18 protein-coding genes are annotated in these 18,231 nt (G+C 73.9%); 6 read left to right on the top strand and 12 right to left on the bottom strand.

The genetic code is table 11. The annotated features are described in order from the left end of the window. Positions 1-36: 36 nt before the first annotated feature. On the bottom strand, positions 37-864 hold the full coding sequence (locus AB0K65_RS15505; RefSeq protein ID WP_365716568.1) for a class I SAM-dependent methyltransferase: 828 nt from the start codon (positions 862-864) through the stop codon (positions 37-39). A 405-nt stretch (positions 865-1,269) separates the two neighbouring features. On the opposite strand from AB0K65_RS15505, the gene AB0K65_RS15500 reads away from it, so the two are divergent. Both AB0K65_RS15500 and AB0K65_RS15495 read left to right on the top strand, forming a co-directional pair. Then, positions 1,270-1,929, top strand: coding sequence for a DNA alkylation repair protein (locus AB0K65_RS15500; protein WP_365716683.1), 660 nt, complete (start codon positions 1,270-1,272; stop codon positions 1,927-1,929). Between the two features lie 142 nt (positions 1,930-2,071). Then, positions 2,072-2,734: a class I SAM-dependent methyltransferase gene (locus AB0K65_RS15495; protein WP_365716566.1), complete on the top strand. Its 663-nt coding sequence runs from the start codon at positions 2,072-2,074 to the stop codon at positions 2,732-2,734. Between the two features lie 282 nt (positions 2,735-3,016). On the opposite strand, the gene AB0K65_RS15490 is transcribed toward AB0K65_RS15495, so the two are convergent. Genes AB0K65_RS15490 through AB0K65_RS15445 form a run of 10 tightly spaced genes read right to left on the bottom strand, consistent with a single transcriptional unit; the run spans position 3,017 to position 14,388 of the window. Next, positions 3,017-4,570 carry an ATP-binding cassette domain-containing protein gene (locus AB0K65_RS15490; RefSeq protein WP_365716564.1) on the bottom strand — a complete coding sequence of 518 codons (1,554 nt, stop codon included), beginning with the start codon at positions 4,568-4,570 and terminating at the stop codon, positions 3,017-3,019. After that, a complete protein-coding gene (locus AB0K65_RS15485; protein WP_365716562.1) occupies positions 4,567-5,376 on the bottom strand; it encodes an ABC transporter permease subunit in 810 nt (269 codons plus the stop codon). The genes AB0K65_RS15490 and AB0K65_RS15485 overlap by 4 nt, the downstream gene beginning before the upstream one ends. Continuing rightward, positions 5,373-6,320, bottom strand: a complete 948-nt coding sequence (locus AB0K65_RS15480) for an ABC transporter permease (protein WP_365716560.1) — start codon at positions 6,318-6,320, stop codon at positions 5,373-5,375. Before AB0K65_RS15480 ends, AB0K65_RS15485 begins: the two co-directional genes overlap by 4 nt. Then, a complete protein-coding gene (locus tag AB0K65_RS15475; protein WP_365716558.1) occupies positions 6,317-7,879 on the bottom strand; it encodes an ABC transporter substrate-binding protein in 1,563 nt (520 codons plus the stop codon). Before AB0K65_RS15475 ends, AB0K65_RS15480 begins: the two co-directional genes overlap by 4 nt. Then, positions 7,876-8,697, bottom strand: a complete 822-nt coding sequence (locus AB0K65_RS15470; protein WP_365716556.1) for a class I SAM-dependent methyltransferase — start codon at positions 8,695-8,697, stop codon at positions 7,876-7,878. The genes AB0K65_RS15475 and AB0K65_RS15470 overlap by 4 nt, the downstream gene beginning before the upstream one ends. A 58-nt stretch (positions 8,698-8,755) precedes the next feature. Next, positions 8,756-10,012 (bottom strand): MFS transporter, encoded by a 1,257-nt coding sequence (locus tag AB0K65_RS15465; protein ID WP_365716554.1) that lies wholly within the window; start codon positions 10,010-10,012, stop codon positions 8,756-8,758. A 2-nt stretch (positions 10,013-10,014) separates the two neighbouring features. Then, complete coding sequence (locus AB0K65_RS15460; RefSeq protein WP_365716552.1) at positions 10,015-11,073, bottom strand: enolase C-terminal domain-like protein; 1,059 nt, start codon at positions 11,071-11,073, stop codon at positions 10,015-10,017. Next, positions 11,070-12,191 carry a pyridoxal-phosphate dependent enzyme gene (locus AB0K65_RS15455; protein WP_365716550.1) on the bottom strand — a complete coding sequence of 374 codons (1,122 nt, stop codon included), beginning with the start codon at positions 12,189-12,191 and terminating at the stop codon, positions 11,070-11,072. Before AB0K65_RS15455 ends, AB0K65_RS15460 begins: the two co-directional genes overlap by 4 nt. Further along, positions 12,188-13,102 carry a DUF364 domain-containing protein gene (locus AB0K65_RS15450; protein WP_365716548.1) on the bottom strand — a complete coding sequence of 305 codons (915 nt, stop codon included), beginning with the start codon at positions 13,100-13,102 and terminating at the stop codon, positions 12,188-12,190. Before AB0K65_RS15450 ends, AB0K65_RS15455 begins: the two co-directional genes overlap by 4 nt. After that, positions 13,099-14,388 (bottom strand): ATP-grasp domain-containing protein, encoded by a 1,290-nt coding sequence (locus AB0K65_RS15445; protein WP_365716546.1) that lies wholly within the window; start codon positions 14,386-14,388, stop codon positions 13,099-13,101. The genes AB0K65_RS15450 and AB0K65_RS15445 overlap by 4 nt, the downstream gene beginning before the upstream one ends. 181 nt (positions 14,389-14,569) lie before the next feature. On the opposite strand from AB0K65_RS15445, the gene AB0K65_RS15440 reads away from it, so the two are divergent. From AB0K65_RS15440 to AB0K65_RS15425, 4 genes are all read left to right on the top strand, one after another. After that, positions 14,570-15,184, top strand: a complete 615-nt coding sequence (locus AB0K65_RS15440) for a GNAT family N-acetyltransferase (protein WP_365716544.1) — start codon at positions 14,570-14,572, stop codon at positions 15,182-15,184. 104 nt (positions 15,185-15,288) lie between these two features. Next, positions 15,289-15,495, top strand: a complete 207-nt coding sequence (locus AB0K65_RS15435; RefSeq protein WP_365716542.1) for a DUF6011 domain-containing protein — start codon at positions 15,289-15,291, stop codon at positions 15,493-15,495. 47 nt (positions 15,496-15,542) lie between these two features. After that, entirely contained in the window at positions 15,543-16,238 is a 696-nt protein-coding gene (locus tag AB0K65_RS15430) for a phosphatase PAP2 family protein (RefSeq protein ID WP_365716540.1), read from the top strand. Continuing rightward, complete coding sequence (locus AB0K65_RS15425; RefSeq protein ID WP_365716538.1) at positions 16,238-17,191, top strand: YihY/virulence factor BrkB family protein; 954 nt, start codon at positions 16,238-16,240, stop codon at positions 17,189-17,191. Before AB0K65_RS15430 ends, AB0K65_RS15425 begins: the two co-directional genes overlap by 1 nt. A gap of 7 nt (positions 17,192-17,198) precedes the next feature. On the opposite strand, the gene AB0K65_RS15420 is transcribed toward AB0K65_RS15425, so the two are convergent. Continuing rightward, on the bottom strand, positions 17,199-18,035 hold the full coding sequence (locus tag AB0K65_RS15420) for a hypothetical protein (protein WP_365716536.1): 837 nt from the start codon (positions 18,033-18,035) through the stop codon (positions 17,199-17,201). Positions 18,036-18,231 lie beyond the last annotated feature (196 nt).

Here is an 18,231-nt window from a genome sequence, read left to right as displayed (position 1 = left end):
CTGGAAGGCTGCCCCGCGCGGGTCCTCGCGTACGGGTCAGCGACGCCCGGCCGGCTGGTGTCCCCAGCAGGTCAGCATGCCGGCCGACAGCGCGGCGCACGCGTCGGAGGCGAGGTAGCGGATCGCCTCGTCGACGGCCCGGGTGTCGACCAGGCCGGTGGCGAGCATCGCCGCCCTGCTGCGTTCCCAGGTGTCCGCCCAGAAACGGCTGATCGGGCTGCCGGGCACCAGCGGCGGCACATGGACCTCGGCGGCGACGGGCAGGAGCCCCGCGGCACGGAGCAGGTGGGGGTAGGACGGCACCCAGGAGATGTCCGTGCCGATGGTGGCGCGCAGGCCCTGCCACATCGCGCGCATGACCGCGGTGTAGGGCGTGGTGGGTGTCCGGTCGGTCGTCAGGTCGACCGCGTCACTGAGCACCAGTACACCGCCGGGTTCGACGAGTCCGGCGAGCCGGGCGATCAGGTGTTCGCGCTCCGGCAGGTGCATCAGGACGAAGCGCGCGTGGACGAGGTGGAACCTGCCGGGGACGGAGCCCGGGGCGGTGATGTCCGCCTCCCGTACGTCCAGACCGGGCACGGGGCGCTCGGCGAGGAAGCGCACGTCGCGGTCGACGGCGAGCACGCTCGCCACCCCGGCCTCGTCCAGCAGCCGACGGGAGACCGTGCCGGTGCCGGCGCCCACGTCGAGGCACCTCCACCCGGGGCCGACGCCCAGCGCCCGCAGTCGCGCCAGGGTGATGTCGTCGTAGGCGAGGGCCCCGAAGTCGATGCGCTCACCCTCGCCCGCCTGTTCGGGGCGGAACACGGTTTCGCCGTAGCGGCCGCCGTCCGGTACGTCGTCCCCGGGCGAAGCGGTGGTCATGTCGCCGTCACCGTGGTGGTGTCGGAGGTGGCGAGCGCGACGAGCCCCGGCGCCCGGTCGGCGAGGTACGGAAACGGCGGGTCTTCGAACACGTGCATGGCCGGACCTCTTCAGCGGTGGGCGGTGCCGGGCGGCCCGTCCCCGGGCCGCCACCCGGCCGATCCTGCACGAGGGGCCGCCCTCGCGGCCGGGACGCGCCGGGCCCGAGCCCCTCTGCCCCGCGAACGTGGCACACGAAGCGGCCGAGTGGGTGCACGAGAGACCGGGGACCGGCCCCCGGTGACGCGGCCGCGCCGCCGGACGGCGGAGCGGTGCCGCCCGGCCGGCGCGCATTCCGGCCGGGCGGCTCCCGTCGTAGGCTGCATCGCGCACGCGAGGGACGGGAGGCCGGCGGTGACCGAGGCGATGGTGGACGAGGTGACGGCCGAGCTGGCCGCGCTCGAGAACGCGAGGGTACGCGCCGTCAACGAGAGGCACGGCGACGACCACGGCGTGAACCTCGGCGAGCTGCGCGCACTCGCGAAGCGGCTGAAGACGCAGCACGAACTCGCGGGCCGGCTGTGGGAGACGGATGACTCGGCGGCACGGCTGCTGGCGATCCTGGTCTGCCGCCCGAAGGCGTTCACCCGCGAGGAACTGGACACCATGGTGCGCGAGGCGCGCACGCCCAAGGTGCACGACTGGCTCGTGAACCACGTGGTGAAGAAGAACCCGCACGCCGAGGAGCTGCGTCTGTCCTGGTCCGCCGACCCGGATCCGGTGGTCGCGAGCGCCGGCTGGGCGCTGACCGCCGAGCGCGTGGCGAAGAGGCCGGCGGGTCTGGATCTCGCGGGACTGCTCGACGTCATCGAGGCGGAGATGCGGGACGCCCCGGACCGCCTGCAGTGGGCGATGAACCACTGCCTGGCCCGGATCGGGATCGACCACGCCGAACACCGCGCCCGCGCGCTCGACATCGGCGAACGCCTCGGGGTGCTCAAGGACTACCCCACTCCCCCCGGCTGTACGTCTCCGTTCGCGCCGGTCTGGATCACCGAGATGGTCCGCCGGCAGCAGGAGACATAGGGAGTCCCACGGACGCGGCGGCCGGCGGACGCGGGGCGATCGGGTCGCGTGCGGCGCCGTCGGCATGGACCGCGTGGTCGACGGGGTAGGCAGGCCCTGACATCACGACGGGTCGCGGCGGTGCGGAGGAGAGGGGAACGCTGTGCGGGACGGGGAGAGGAAGCAGTCCGCCGCGGAGACGGGCGTGCTGTCGGCGGCGGAGCTGTTCGACGGGCTGGGGCTCGCCTACGAGGATGCCTTCGGCGGGCTGCCGGAGCAGGTGGCCGCGGTCGACTGGCTGACCGCCCGGCTCGGCACGGGCGCGCGGGTGCTCGACGTCGGCAGTGGTACGGGGCGGCCGGTCGCCGAACGCCTGGTGCGCGCCGGCTGTGAGGTGACCGGGATCGACGTCTCCCGGACCATGGTGGACCTGGCGCGCGCCCAGGTGCCGGGGGCGCGGTTCGAGCAGTGCGACGTCCGGGCGTTCGAACCTCCGGAGGGGGGATTCGACGCCGTGTGCGCCTTCTTCCCCCTCTTGATGATGAGCCGGGCCGAGGCGGGCGCGGCACTGGAGGCGATGGCCGGCTGGCTGGCGCCCGGCGGCTATCTGGTGTCGGCGACGGTGCCGGCGGACGTGGAGGGTGTGCGCATCGAGTGGATGGGGCGCGGCGTGGAGGTCTCCAGCTTCTCGGCACAGGAGTACGTGCGTCGGCTGCGCGAGGAGTGCGGTCTGGAGGTGCTGCACCACGCGGTCTCCCGGTTCCGGCCGGCCGGCGGCCTGGCGGAACCGGAGGAGCACCTCTTCTGTTACGCCCGCCGCCCCTGACGCGGCAGCCCACGACCCGGGACGTGCGCAGGCGGGACCCTCCCGGCCCGGGTTTTCCGAAGCCCCGGGGAGAGTCCCCCGGGGTGACCGCGGCGCGCATCGGGGACAGGTGAAGGGACTTCGTCGGCGACCGCCCGAAGCGGCGGGGAGCCTGCGACGCGCAACCTGTCCGGTCGCCTGCGCAAGGCCCATGCGCTGGGCAGCGCCGAGAGGGGGCCTCGGCCTGGTCCCGCAGAGCGTGCAGGGAGATCCGGGAAGTTCGGCACGGCCGGGAGTCATTCATCAAGCCGTCACGCCCCGCAATGCCCTGGCCTGCGATCTCGCGAGGTCGGAGGCTTGGGGGGCGGTGCGGTCACGGGTGACCGTGCGGTCGCGTGCGCCGAGAGCAGTTCCCGGGTGAGGGCGTGCCGTGGCGTCGATCAGTTCGCGGGCCGGGCCGGTCTCCACGACGCGGCCGGAGTCGAGGACCGCGATCCGGTCCGCGAGGGTGGCGGCGGCCGCCAGGTCGTGGGTGATGAACACCAGGCCGAGGTCCACGCGTTCACGGAGCCGGGCCAGGGCGTCGAGGAGGGTGGTCCGCGTGGCCGGGTCGAGCCCGGAGGTGATCTCGTCGCAGACGAGGACCCGGGGCTCGGCCAGCAGGGCACGGGCGAGTGCGGCGCGCTGGAGTTCGCCGCCGGAGAGCTGTCCCGGGCGACGCCCGGCGAGGGCCTCGCCGAGACCGAGTCCGGCGAGGGTGCCCAGGGCGCCGCGCCGCGCGTCCCCGGGGGCCGCGCCCCGGAGCCGTACCGCGCTGCGGGCGACCTGGTCGAGGACCGGCCGGTGCTCGTCGAAGGCGGCCTTCGCGTCCTGGAACACGTACTGCACGGCGGCCAGCTCGGTGCGGCTCCGAGAGCGCAGGCTGCGCGGGAGCGGCGCCGCGTCGAGCAGCACCGAGCCCTCGTACGTCCGGTGCAGCCCGGCGAGGCAGCGTCCCAGGGTGGTCTTGCCGCTGCCGGACCTGCCGACGAGGGCCAGGCACTCCCCGGCCGCCACCGAGATGCCGATGTCGCTCAGCACCACGGCGGCCCCGTGGGCGGTGTGGTGCCGGGCGGTCAGGCTCCGTGTCTCCAGGCGCACCGGTCCACGGGGGCGCGGCACGCGCGTGGCGCGGGGCCGGTCGGGGGCGAGGGCCGCCAGGACCGACGACGCCGTCCCCCGGTCCACGACGCGCCCGGCCCGCATGACGACGACCTCGTCGGCCAGCTCCCGTACGACGTCCAGGTCGTGGCTGAGCAGCACGACGGCGATGCCCTGTGCGGCGACGGCCGCCAGCTGGGCCACGACTCCCTGCTTGGTGACGGCGTCCTGGCCGGTGGTGGGTTCGTCGGCGACGATGACCCGGGCACCCAGGAGCAGTGCCTGCGCCAGGACGACCCGCTGCTGCTGTCCTCCGGAGAGCTGGTGGGGAAAGCGGCGCAGAACGCCTGCCGGGTCCGGGAGCTGCGCGAGACGCAGCGCCTCCTCGACGCGCGCCCCGCGTGCGCGGCGGCCTCCTCGCCGCAGGGCGGCGATGTCGGAGAGGAGCGCGCCGACCCGGCGGGCGGGGTTGAGGACCGAGGCCGGATGCTGGGGTACGTATCCGACCGGCCCCGCGGGGCTGCGGACGTCGCCCTCGACGGCGGCTCCGGGCGGGTACTCGCCGAGGAGGGCGAGCCCCGTGGTGGTCTTGCCGCTGCCGGACGGTCCGATGACGGCGGTGATCCGGCCGGCCCGGGCGGCGAGGCTCACGCCGTCCACGATCGTCCGTCCGCCGACGGCGACCCGTAGGTCCCGTACTTCCGCGACGAGGTTCATCTCCTCGTCTCCTTCCGGGTCGTCTGGCGTTGGAGGGCGGCGTCGAACAGGAGGTTCGTCCCCATCGAGAGGGCCGCGATGAGCAGGGCGGGCACGACCACGGCCCAGGGCTGGAGGAACAGGCCGGTGCGGTTGCGGTCGACCATGACCGCCCAGTCGGCGGCGTCCGGCGCGACGCCCACGCCGAGGAAGGCGGCGGTGGAGACCAGGTACAGGGCTCCGGTGAGGCGGATCCCCGCGTCGGCGGCGAGCGTGCGGCGCATGGAGCGGGCGACGTACCCGACGGCCGTGCGCCACCAGGACTCGCCCTGCATGCGGAGCGCCTCGACGGCCGGCCGGGAGGAGATCTCGACGGCGGCCGCGTGCACCACGCGAGCGGCGTCCGGTACGGCGGCCAGGCCGACCAGCAGGGCCAGTCCGGGCAGCCCCGGGGTCAGGGTGGCCGCGACGAGCAGCACCAGGAGAAGGGAGGGGACGGCGAGGACCACGTCCAGGGGCCGCATCAGCGCCTCCTCCAGCCAGTGGCGGCGGGTGAGGGCCGCGGCGAGGCCCAGCGGGACGGCGATGAGGTACGCGAGGGCGGTGGCCGCGATCGCCACGAGCACCACGGAGCGTCCGCCGAGGAGCACCTGCCGCCAGACGTCGCGTCCGCCGAAGTCGGTGCCGAGCCAGTGCCCGTCGCCGGAGTCTAAGGAGACGGAACGGGGGCCGGCCTGGCCCGCGACGAAGGGGCCGACCAGCGCGAGCAGGACGGGGAGGGCGATCAGCGCGAGAGCGAGGAGGGACCGTGCGGGACGCCGTTTCACGCCGCCACCTCGGACCGGGGTGCGAAGCGCCGGGCGACGAGGTCGGCGGCGAGGTTGACCAGGACGGTGACGACTCCGAAGACCACGGCCATGCCCTGGACGACCGGGACGTCGCGTGCGGCGACGGCCTCCAGGAGTACGGTGCCGAGGCCGGGGATCACGAAGAGCGCCTCCACGACGATCACTCCGCTGAGGAGCCAGTCGCAGGTCCGGGCCAGCTGCTGGACGGCTGGGGCGAGGGCGTTGGGCAGGGCGTGCGTCCAGGTGACGCGGGCGCCGGGAACGCCGTAGCGGCGGGCCTGCGCGACGTACGGGGACGCCATCGCGTCGATCATCCCGGCGCGCACCAGCCGGCTGATGGTGCATACGGGCCGCGCGAGCAGCACCACGACGGGCAGGACCAGGACGGCCGGCTCCGTGAAGGGGTCGGCGCCGACGGCGGTGGGCGGCAGCCAGCCGAGCCACAGGCCGAAGAGGGTCGCGAGCAGCACCCCGACGGCGAATTCGGGCACGGCGTGCACCGCGAGGGTCAGGGTGCTGACGGTCCGGTCGACCGCCCCGCCCTCGCGCCGGGCGGCCAGGACGCCGAGTCCCACGGAGAGCGGGACGAGCAGGGCCAGGGTGGCTCCGGCGAGGAGGAGGGTGGGGCCGAGACCGGCGGTCAGATAGCCGATGACGGGCCGCCCGCTGATCAGGGAGGTGCCGAGGTCGCCCCGTGGCAGGCCGGCGACCCAGTCCACGAGGCGTTCGGCGGCCGGTCGGTCGAGGCCCATCGTCTCGCGGATGCGGGCGATGCGGGCGGGGTCCGGCTGGTCCCCGGCGAGGGCGACGGCCGCGTCACCGGGCAGCGCCTCGGTGAGGGCGAAGACGAACAGGACGACGGCCGCCGTCTGTCCCAGCCCGAGGAGCAGGCGGCGGCCGATCCACGCCAGGTGCGGCGTCACGCGAGCCAGATCCTGTCGAAGCGGGCCCAGTCCAGGGTGTTGGCGGGGGCCTGGTCGGAGACGCCGCGGACCCGGGGTGCGGTGGCGACGATCCAGTCGGCGAAGCCCCAGATCAGGAAGCCGCCCTCGTCGTACAGGCGGCGCTGCATCCGCTCGTACAGCGCGCCGCGCCGCTTCTCGTCGCGGGTGGCCTGTGCCTGCCGGTACAGGTCGTCGAAGTCCTTCCGCTGCCACCGGGTGGCGTTGGTGGTCGAGCCGGTCAGCAGCCGCTGCGAGATGTGGGACTCGATCGGCATCGCACCCGAGCGGTAGGAGGCGAAGGTCCCCGAGGAGAGGATGTCCTTCCAGTAGGTGTCCTTGTTGCCCACCCGGACCTCGACGGTGACGCCGGCCTTGGCGGCCTGTTCCTTGAAGATGCCGGCGGCCTCGACGAAGCCGGTGGCCGCGGGTGCGGTGTCGAGGGTGACTCTCAGGCCTTCGGCGCCGGCCTCCTTGAGGAGCGCGCGGGCCTTGGCGAGGTCCTGCGCGCGCTGCGGGAGTGTGTCCGCGTAGTACTGGTACCCCTTGCCGAAGAGGTCGTTGCCGATCTCGCCCGCGCCGGAGAGGGCGCCGTCGACGAGCTCCTTCCGGTCGGCGATGAGGAAGAAGGCCCGGCGGACCCGGGGGTCGTCGAACGGGGGGCGGTCGGTCTTCATGACGAAGCCCTGCATGGCACTGCCCGGGAGGCGGATGACGTCGATCCTGCCCTGGCCCTCGTGGGTGCGGGCGGTGGCCGGGTTCAGCTCGTGCGCGTACTCGACCTGGCCGCCGAGCAGGGCGCTGACGCGGGCCGACTCCTCGGAGGCGATGACGAATTCGAGCGTGTCGAGGTACGGGGCGCCCTCCCAGTAGGCGTCGTTGCGCTTGACGACGAGGGAGCTGCCCGGTGTGAAGGAGACGAAGGAGAACGGACCGGAGCCGACGGGCTTGCCGAAGGCCGTGGTGCCCGCGGGGACGATGTAGGTGCCGAAGGCGGCGAGGACGTTGGGGAATTCGGCGTACGGGCGCTTGAGCCGGAACTCGACGGTGGAGGGGTTCAGGGCGCGGCTGGCATCGAGGTCGATCGGTTCCAGGGATGCCTTGGCCCGGAAGGTGCCCCGCGGGTCGGCGATGCGGCGGTAGCTGTAGAGGACGTCCTCGGCGGTGACGGGCCGGCCGTCGTGGAAGGTGGCCTTGCGCAGGGTGACGCGCCAGGTGGCGAGCGCGTCGTCGGGCTCCCACTTCTCGGCGAGCCGGGGGACGGCGGCGAGATCGGCGCCGAAGTCGGCGAGCTTGTCGTAGAGCGCCTTCGCGCGGGCGGCGTCGACGAACAGGTTGGTGGCGTGCGGGTCGAGGGTCTCGTTCGCGCCGCCGCCGGCGAAGGCGGCACGCAGCCGGCCGCCGGCCTGGGGTGTGCCGTCCGGGGCGTTCTCGGTGTCCGGGGTGGCGCCGGTGCCGCACGCGGCGGTGAGGGCGAGGGCGGTGGCGCCGGTGGCGAGCAGGAAGCCTCTGCGGGCGAGGAGGGAGCGGACGTCGTTCATGGGGTGGGGTCTCCGTTGTCGGGGCGGGGCGTGAGCCGGGCGACGAGGTGCAGGCGGTCGGAGTGCGCGGTGCCGTGGGGGAGGTCGCCCTCGCTCCACGGTGGGTCCGTGCGGGGGCCGGGTCCGTCGTGCAGGGCGAGGACCTCGAAGCCGGCGGTGGTGAGGAAATGGCGTAGCTCCTGCGGGAAGAGGAGCCGCCAGGCGGAGTGCTGCTCCTGCGCGGGGCTGCCGTCGTCCGCGGTCCAGGTCCGGCGGCGGCGCAGGAGTTGTGCGCCGTGGTCGATCCACAGGGTGGTGCGGGAGGTGTACGTGGTGTCCCGCCAGGTGAAGGTGCTGACGCTCGGTCCGTCGAGGAGATCGGTGCCGCCGAGGAAGAAGGCGCCGTTGCGCATCTCGGCGACGAGGAGGCCGCCCGGGGTGAGGTGGGCGCGGCAGCGGGCGAGGAAGGAGGTGAGGTCCTCGTTGGTGTGGCAGTACAGGAGGGCGCTGTCGAGGCAGACGATCGCGTCGAAGCGCGTGCCGAGGTCGAAGTCGCGCATGTCGGCCGCGTGGTGGTCGGGGCCCGGATGGTGCGTGGCCGCGTGGGCCAGCATGGCCGAGGAGGTGTCGATGCCGGTGACGCGCCGGCCGGCCCGGTGGTGGAGCCAGGCGGCGTCACGCCCCGTGCCGCAGCCGACGTCGAGGACGCGGGGGCCGGCGCCGTGCCGGGCCAGCACGTCCTCGGTCCAGCGGGCGGCGAGCCGGTCGGGGTCGGGGAAGCGCTCTTCGTAGAGCTCGGGGTGGTCGGTGAGGAGGTTGCCGTCGGACGTCGGGGTCATGGGTTCTCGCTTCGGGGCCGGTCGGAAGGGGCGGGGGCCATCGCGTCGGGAGCCGCGGTCATCGGGACTCGCTCCGCGCGGGGGCCACCGCGTCGGGGGTCTGCCCGGCGGGCAGGACGCCGCGGCGTCGGAGGTGGTCGACGGAGACGGCCGAGGCCAGGCCGAGGGCGAGGCAGCACCCGTACGGCAGCCAGGCCAGGCCGGTGTGGCCGGCGGTGTCCATGGACCAGCCGATCGCGGCGCTGCCCGCCGCGGCCGCGACACCGGAGATCGCGTAGAAGAGGCCGTAGAACGTGCCGGTCAGGTTCGCGCGCCCGAAGGCCGGTATCAGCTCCATGACGAAGGGCTGCGCGACCATCACGCCGAGGTGCAGGAGGAGGGCTCCGGCGAGCACCGGCACGAGGCGCAGCGGATGCGGGGCCGCGGCGGAGCCCGCCACGAGCATCGGCGGCAGGAAACCCAGGGCCATGACGCCCAGACCGGTGGCGATCCAGCGGCCCCGGGTCCCCCGCTTCTCGAGGGCGCGGGTGATGCGCAGCTGGAAGAGCAGGTTCGCGACGGTCCCGGCGAGGAACAGCAGGCCGACCGAGCCGCTCCAGCCGGACGCCTCGGTGGCCGCGCGGGGCAGGAGGAGGTAGAGCTGGTTCTCCAGGCCGTACATGCCGACCATGGCGAGGGAGAAGGCCAGGAACCGGCCGTTGCCGGCGACTTCGCGCCAGTCGCCGAGGACGCGGGTGGCGGGGGCCGGCACCTCCCGGGCGGGCAGCACCAGCAGTTGGGCGAGGGTGAGGACGGCGAACACGCCGGCCGCGGTGACGGCGGCCGCGCGGAAGTCCACGAGCAGCAGCAGCGTGCCGAGCAGGGGGCCGAGCAACGCCCCGCCGGTGGCGAAGACGTTGAACAGCGCGAACGCCTCCGCCTTGCGCTCTCCCGCCTCCTGGGCGACGTAGGTCCGTACGGCGGGGTTGAAGAGCGCCCCCGCCAGCCCGCTGAGTACGGACGCGGCGAGCAGCAGCGGCAGGCCGTCGCCGAGGGCGAAGAGGCCGAACCCCACGGTGCGCAGGGCGCATCCCGCGATGATCACACCGCGCGCGCCGAGCCGGTCGGCCGCGGAGCCGCCGATCAGGAAGAGGCCCTGCTGGCTGAGGTTGCGCAGACCGAGGACCACACCGATGACGGCGGCCGATAGTCCCAGGTCGTCGGCGAGATGGGTGGCGAGGTACGGGATGAGGAGGTAGAAGCCGGTGTTGACTCCGAGCTGGTTGACCAGGAGCAGCCGCACGGCGGGCGGGAAGCTCCGGAGGGAGCCGAGCATCCTCACGGTATGTCCACCCGGTGGGTGCGCCGGACGCCGAGACCGGCGGCGTCGCCGGCCCGTACGGTGCCGTCGGCGCCGCCGATCCCCGTCCAGGGGTCGCCGGCGAGCAGCAGGTGTCCGTCGAGGTCCACCCAGCGGGCCCGGTCGGCGAGGTGCACGGCCGGGGCGATGCCGAGGGAGCTGGCGGTCAGGCACCCCAGCATCAGGTCCGTCCCGGAGCCGCGCAGGGCCTCGTGGATCCGCAGGGCGTTGCGTACCCCACCGCACTTGGCCAGCTTGACGTTGACCCCGTGCACCAGGCCGGCGAGCGCGACGGCGTCCTCGTACGAGACGGCGTCCTCGTCCGCGATGACCGGGACCGGGGACTCCTTCGCCACGCGCGCGAGGCCGTGCGGGGTGCCGGGGGCGATGGGCTGCTCCACAGCGGTGACGCCCAGCTCGGCGAAGCGCGGCAGCAGGTCGACGGCCTGGCGCTCGCTCCAGGCGCCGTTGGGATCGAGGAGCAGGCTCACCCCGGGAGCCCCGGTCCGTACGGCGTCCACCCGGGCGAGGTCGTCCGCCGGATCGGGCGATCCGGCCTTGACCTTCAGGACGGTGAAGCCGCTCCGTACGAGACGGGCGGCCTCAGCGGCCGCCGCCCGGGGGGCGACGATGCCGATCGTCCGGGCGGTCCGCGCGGCCGGCGCGGTCCGGGCGCCCAGCAACCGGTGGGCGGGGCTTCCGGCGCGCTTGCCGGTCAGGTCGAGCAGGGCCGCCTCCAGTCCGGCGAGCACACCGGCGGGCAGCTCCGACCAGCCGGGGATCGGGTCGGCGAGGTGCGCGTGCCACGCGGTCTCGGGGTCGGGCAGGCGTGCGACGGCGGGGCGCGCCGCGCTGAGGTGCCGGAGGATGCGGGGTGTGGGCAGCCCGAGGTAGTCGCTGCTGACCACCTCGCCCCAGCCGGTCAGACCGCCGTGTTCGACGGCGACCCACACGGCGTCGCGGCGGGCCATGACGGAACGGGAGATGCGCAGGGGCTCGGCCAGTTCCAGCTCGGTGGTGTGCCAGGTCAGTCTCATGCGGTGCCTCCCCGGGCGGGTGGGGGCAGGAGCGGCCGGTTCGCCGTGAGGGGGGTGACGACGGTGCGGCAGCGGGTCCAGCCGATGGCCTCGGTCGCGTGCGGGTGGGGGATCTCGACGGGCCGGACCGCGAGGTCGGGCCGGTCCAGGCCGTGCGCGCGGCAGTAGTCGTCGTCGTAGACGGTGTCGAGGTAGCGGTGCGGGCCGTCGGGGAAGACCGTCGCGACGACCGCGCCGGTCTCGACGCGGGCGGCCCAGGCGGAGACCAGCGCGACAGCGCCGGTGCTCCAGCCGCCGCTGACGAAGCTGGTGCGGGCGAGCCGGCGGCAGGCGTCGACGGCCTCGGCGGGGCCCACCCAGTGGACCTCGTCGAAGGCGTGGTGGGCGACGTTGCGCGGGTGGATGCTGCTGCCGAGCCCGCGCATGAGGCGGGGCCGGGCGGGCTGGCCGAAGATGGCGGAGCCGATGGAGTCGACGCCGATGACCTTCAGCCGCGGCCAGCGACGTCGCAGCGGGCCGATGAGCCCGGCACTGTGTCCGCCGGTGCCGACGCTGCAGACCAGCACGTCCAGGTGCTCGATCTGCTCGCACAGTTCGGCCGCCATGGCGTGGTAACCGGCGGCGTTGTCGGGGTTGTTGTACTGGTCGGGCCAGTAGGCGTCCGGTGTCCGGGCCAGGACCTCGCGCAGCCGGGTGATCCGGGCGGCCTGCCAGCCGCCTTCGACGGCGGGCCGCTCCACCAGCTCCAGCCGTGCGCCGTACGCGTGCAGCAACTGCCGCATGGAGGGTTCGAGTTCACGGTCGCCGACGAGGACGACCGGGTGCCCGAGGGCCTGCCCGGCGAGGGCGAGCCCGATGCCGAGGGTGCCGGAGGTCGATTCGACCACGGTGGCGCCCGGGCGGAGTTCGCCGCGCAGACGGGCGCCGCGGAGCATGGACACGGCGGACCGGGCCTTCATGCCGCCGGCGCCGAGGCATTCGAGTTTGGCCCAGAAGCCGGGGTGCGGGGAAGGCAGTTCCGTGCGGATCCGGGCGAGCGGGGTGCGCCCGATCAGTGTCAGCAGCTCCGGGTGGGCGCTGCGCGACGGCGGGCGGTGTAAGGGAAGTGCGGTGGTCACCGGGCGCCTCCGTGACGGTGGATGGTTCCGGGACCGCCGTAGCGGTGGATGGTTCCGGGGCCGCCGTCGCGGATATCGGTTCCGGGACCGTCGTAGCGGTGGATGGTTCCGGGGCCGCCGTCGAGCCAGAAGAAGGGGTACGGCTCCGCGCAGAGGGCGCTCACCCCGGCCCGCAGGAACCTCGGGAGGATCGCGCTGCCCGTCTGGGCGAACATGACCAGGGGGGTGCCGGTGGCCGCCGCGTGGTCGAGCAGCGGCTGGAAGGTGCCGTTGCCGAGGGTCATGCCGGAGGCGAGGATCGCGTCGCAGTGGGCGAGCTCGGCGAGGGCGTCGGTCCGTACCGTCTCGCCCCATTCGGTGACGCCGCCCTTGAGGTCGCAGGGGACGTACGCGAGACCGCGCTCACGCAGCCGCTCCAGCAGGGAGTTGACCACCCCGATGACGAGGACGCGGCGGGGCCCGGTCGCGGGGAGCAGGTCGATGACGGCGCGGGCCCGGGCCCGGGACCTCTGCAGCGAGTTCCCGGCGGGCAGGGCGCAGGGGCGGGCGCCGTGGTCGGGCGTGTGGGGGCGCACGTGCGCGAGGTAGGCGTCGAGTGCCGCGATGCGCACGGGCAGGAGGGGGTGCTCGAGAAGCGCGGCGACCGACGCCCCGACGCAGTCGTCGAGCGCCGCCGCGGGCAGTGCTCCCGGTTCCACCGCGCAGGATCCGACCGCGGCGTGCAGGCGCAGGCTGAGCACCTCGTTGCGGTATCCGCTGCTGCGGCCGTCGTGGCGGACGGCCTGGCTGGTGGTGAAGGCGAGCGCGACGCGCTCCTGGGCGGGGTCGGTTCCGTAGCCACCGGCGCGGACGTGCGCGACCAGCTCGTCCACGGTGCGTACGGCGGGCTCGTGGAGCGTGAGGGCACTCATGCCGGCACCGCCGGGGACAGCTCGGCCGGACACTCCTGGTAGGTGGGCCGCAGCGCGGAGAGGAGCCGTTCGGCGTCCTCCCGGGCGCCGTCGCCCCGGGTGTCGGCGGTCATGACGTGGCCGAGGTATTGGTTGTTGCTGGTCGCGGCGCGCACGGACCGGCCCGTCTCGGCGAGGGTGAGCTCCAGTACGCCGGGCTCGGCCCGGACCGCGTCGGCGCCCTCGATGCCGGTGAGGATGCCGTCGGTGTCGGGGAGGAGGAAGGCGATGGCGGCACTGCGCACGCCGGTCGGGCGGGGGGCGAGATCGGGCGTACGGCCCAGGGCGACGTCCACGCAGACGGCGGCGAGGTCGATGCCGGTGACGTGGCGGACCAGTTCCGTGATGCGGTTGCCGGCCGGGCGGGGGTTGACCTCGATGACCCGGGGGCCGTCGGGGGTCAGTTTGATCTCGGTGTGGCACACGACGTGGTCGAGGCCGAGAGCCCTGACGGCGGCCAGGGCCGTGTCGGCCGCGTCCCGTTGCGGGCCGGGCGCCATCGCGGCCGGGAACATGTGACCGGTCTCGATGAAGTTCGGTGCGCCGCCGATGCTCTTGTCCGTGACTCCGACCACCTCCGTGACGCCTGCGGAGGAGACGGTCTCGACGCTGACCTCCGGACCGGTGAGGAGCTGTTCGAGGAGGACGACGGGAGCCCGGTCCTGGCCACGCGCGTTCACGGGGAAGTCCGCGAGCGCCTGACATGCGAGCTCCAGCTCCCGCTCGTCTCGGACCTGACGGACCAGCATCCCGGCGCAGAGGTCCACGGGCTTGACCACCAGCGGGTACCCGATGTCGCGGGCGGCCTCGACCGCCTGTGCCGCGTCCCCGCAAAGCGCGAAGCGGGGGCCCGGCACGCCTGCTCCGGCCAGCACACGGCGCGTCAGGTCCTTGCGGCAGGACGCCTCGACGGCCTCCGCGGCAGGCCCCGGCAGGCCCAGGCGCTCGGCCGTCCGGGCCACGGCCGGCAGGTAGTAGTCGCAGGAGGAGACCACGCCGTCGAAGGCGAGCACGGCGTGCAGCCGTTCCAGCCGGGACAGCAGCCCGTCGATGTCGTTGGTGTCGGCGGTGATGATGTTGCGGGCGGCGAGCAGGGGGTGCGGGCCGCCGTCGGGCCGGGCGCCTCGCAGGTAGTGGTGCAGGTCGCGGGTGACGAAGGTGAACTCGTGACCGCCTTCGCGGATCGCCCTGGGCAGCAGCGTGCTCATCGATCCCACCCAGCTCTCGACAACCAGCAGATGTGCCAAGGGACTTCCTCTCGGGATGCTCCGCCGGAGCGGGGCGTGACTGCGAAGCGGAGCGCCTGAGGGAGGCGTCCGCACCGGACCGAGAAGGAAGCTATCTGAAATCGTTTTCATTTCCAATAGAGGCGATCTCGGGTAGCCTGCCGATCAAGAGGACCGGAGCACCGAAGGGAGCCACCGCGCCATGAGAGACCTGACGCCACGACAGGAGACCGGGCCGTACGCGGTACGGCTCGCCGGGCCCGCGGACGTGCCGGGGGCGCGCAGCGTCATGCTCGACACGTTCTACCGGGAGTTCGACTACGGATACGTGCCCCGGTGGCACGACGACGTCGTGGACATCGAGGGCACCTACCTCGCGCATCCCCGCCACGCCCTGGTGGTGGCCGTCCTGGGCGACGAGGTGGTCGGCACCACCGCGCTGCACTCCCGGGGCCCGGCCCACCCCCCGCATCCACGCTGGCTCGCCGACCGCTACGCGTCCCGGCGTACGGCGCAGCTCCTGCGGGTGTACGTACGCCCCGACCACCGCCGCCACGGACTGGCCCGCGCCATGGTCAGGACCGCCTGCGGGTTCGCCGCGGGTGCCCCCGGATACGACACCGTCTACCTGCACACCAACGTCGACATCCCCGGCGCCGAGGCATTCTGGCGCAGCATGGCCGACGAGGTCTGCGACGCGCGGACGACGGGCGAGCACGGCGGGTACGGGACGGTGCACTTCGAGATCCCGCTCCCGGTCGCGGCCGCGGCGGGCGCGGGCCGGCTCGACGACCGGTCGGCACTCGGCGGGCTCTGAGGCGCGCCCGGCCCGTCGCGCGCGCACCCGTGGGCGAGAACGTCGCGGACGGGTCCTGCCGGGCCGCCGCCGCGGCGCCCGACCACCGCCGCGAGAATGGGGTCATGCCCCGACGCCCCGCGTCCCGCCAGTCCGCCCTCGTCGACGACCCCGTCACCGGGTACCGGCACCGCTACTGCCGGCGCTGCGGCCGGGAGCTCACCAGCCCCGAATCCCGTCTCACCGGCTACGGACCCCACTGCGACCCGTCACGCCGGCCGCCCTCCACCCCCGAGCACGTGGTCGACCAGGAACCGCTGCCCGGAACCTGAGGCCCGCCGGGGCACATCATCCGGCGGCGACGGGCAACGAGGATCCCATGACGACAGGCAGAGGCGCGGACGCGAGGCCCTCGTGGCTCGTGGTGCTGGTCCCCGTGCAGACGACCTTGATGGTGGGGCTCGGCCTCGCGGTGACCTCCGCCCATGCGGGCGTCCTGCTGTCCTCCGTGGACGGGCCGGTCGTCCGCGGGGTCCTCGCCCTTCGCGGCGCCACGGTGGACACCCTGTCGGAGTGGCTGTCGGCGCTGGCCGACACGGAGGCCGTCGTCGGCGTGACGCTGGTGTGCGTCACCGCTCTGCTGACGCTGTCGGGCGGGCGGCGATGGCGGGAGGCCGCCTTTCTCGGCGCGGCGACCGTGGTGCAGTCGACGACGTTCCTCGTGGTCACGATGTGCGTGCAACGGCCGCGGCCCGACGTGCCCCACCTCGACACGGCCCCGCCGACGTCGAGCTTCCCGTCGGGTCACGTCGGGGCGTCCGTCGCCCTGTACGGAGGGATCGCCGTGCTGGTGCTGGCCTGTGTGCACGGCGCCCGGCGGTACGCCGCCCTGGTGCTGCTGCTGATTCCCGTCGCCGTGGGGCTGTCGCGGATGTACCGGGGCATGCATCACCCCACCGATGTCGTGGGGGGCCTGGTCAACGGCGCCGTGACGCTGGTCGTCGTGGGTTCCGTGTTCCTCTCCGCCCGTCCCCCGGCCGGGGAACGGGCCCTTCCCCGGCAGACAGGACGATGATGGGCACCGCCACACGCGTACCGCAGAGACGTGACGTCCGGGGCGAGGAACTGTCCGGCGACGAAGCATGGGCCGCTCTGCGCCGGTACGGAGGCTGGAGCCTGGCACGGGACTCGTTCGTACGCTTCCGCTACGCCGACGGCTTCAGCCACTCGCGGGCCCTGGCGCTGCAGACGGTCCTGTCGCTCGTCCCGCTGGCCATCGCCGCCATCGGCCTGTCCGGTGCCCTGCACACGGAGGGCATCGGCCGTGTCGCCGAACTCACGATCCGCCGGATCACCAGCGGCCCCAGCCAGGAGATGGTCGACGAAGCGCTGCGACTGAGCCGCAGGCACGCGGGCGACGGGGGCCAGGCGGCCCTCTGGCTGGGCCTGCTGTTCTCCCTCGTCAACGTCACCACCGCGCTGTGCCAGGTCGAGCGCGGCGCCAACCGCATCTACGGCAACGAGCGGGACCGGCCCTTTCCGCTCAAGTACTCCTGGGGGCTGGCCATGGCCGTGCTCGCCGGGTTGCCGCTGGGGCTGAGCTTCCTCCTCACCGTCCTCGGCTCCGATCTGACCCATGCCGCCACGCAGACGTACCACCTCGGGCCGGGCACCACCCGAGCGTGGGAGATCCTGCGCTGGCCGGTCGGCGTGCTCCTCGCCGTCCTGGCCACCAGCGCGATCTTCCGGCTCTCCCCGCGCCGCGACCAACCCGGCTACACCTGGCTCGCCTTCGGCGCCGTCCTCTATCTCGTGCTCTGGAACGGGGCGACCTGGGGCCTGAGCCTGTACGTCGGAGTGAGCGGCTCCTTCACCAGTGTGTACGGGCCCCTGAGCGCGGTCATGGCCTTGCTCCTGTGGTCCTACCTGACCTCGCTGGCCCTCTTCCTGGGCCTGGCGTTCGCCGCCCAGCTGGAGGCCGTACGCGCGGGAGTGACGCGTCCCGCCAGACCGGATCCAGGGGTCTGAGCCCGCGTCAGGGGCGCTCGGAGAACTGCAGCACCCCTCCGACGGCGAAACACGCGGCTCCCGTGAGCGTCCCCCAGTTGGCGACGGCGACGTTCACCAGGTCGCCGGTCGCGGGCCGCGTGAAGGCCGCGAGGGCCGACACCATGAACAGGGCCGATCCGAGCTGGTTGACGGCGACGATCCACCAGCCGAGGTCATGCGCGCGGACACGCGGCCGGCCGTGGCAGACCTCGACCAGCGCGAGGTGACCGGAGATCAGGAACAGGACGCACCCCACCAGGTCGGGTGCCCAGACCAGCCTGTTCACCTGCTGGACCGAAAGCCCGTCCAGCAGGGAACCCACGAGGTTGATCCCGAACACGAGCGTGCCGACGAACAGCAGGAAGGTGCTGAGCCAGCCGATCCGGTCGGGCTGATAGCTCCACCACCGCCAGCGCTGCGAGGCGAGCCTTCCGGCGACGGCGTCGCGACGGGGTGCGTTGACGGACTGGAGGAGGGAGGCGTACCCGCCGGTGTTGAAGAAGAGTCCGCCGGCGAAGTAGATCCAGGCGCTCGTCATGCCGCTCGGGCCGAACTGCGACAGACCCGCGCCGAGGGCGAAGAGCGTGCCACCCACGGTGAACGCGCCGGCGGCGACGGCGTTCAGCCTCCGCATCCGGACGAGCGAGACGCCGTCCGCCGGCCGGGCGAGGGGCTCCCTCCCGCCCTCGGCCCGTACGGTCAGGCGTGCGCGCTTCCGGGCCGGGCGCGATTCCCACACCGCGGTGTCCCCGCCCTCGAGAGGCCAGGTGAGCCGGGTCGTGAACGGTCCCGCTCCCTCGGAGTGCTCCGTCGTTGTGCCCACCGGGCGACCGTACCCCTTCGAGCGTTATATCCGCTTTCTCTCCCGGCCCCAGGCCGGCACGTCGACCGCCCGGGCGACGACGAGGCCGAGGATGAGACAGGAAGACCAAGGCACTGCGCCGCCATGGTTCCGGGACCGTGACGGCTCCCTCCCGCCCCACCCACCCGGGAGGCGTCCGCACCCGGGGAGGCGGGGC

The sequence above is a fragment of the Streptomyces sp. NPDC053755 genome (assembly GCF_040677675.1).
Classification (GTDB): Bacteria; Actinomycetota; Actinomycetes; order Streptomycetales; family Streptomycetaceae; genus Streptomyces.
This window is presented reverse-complemented; position numbering and strand designations above follow the sequence as displayed.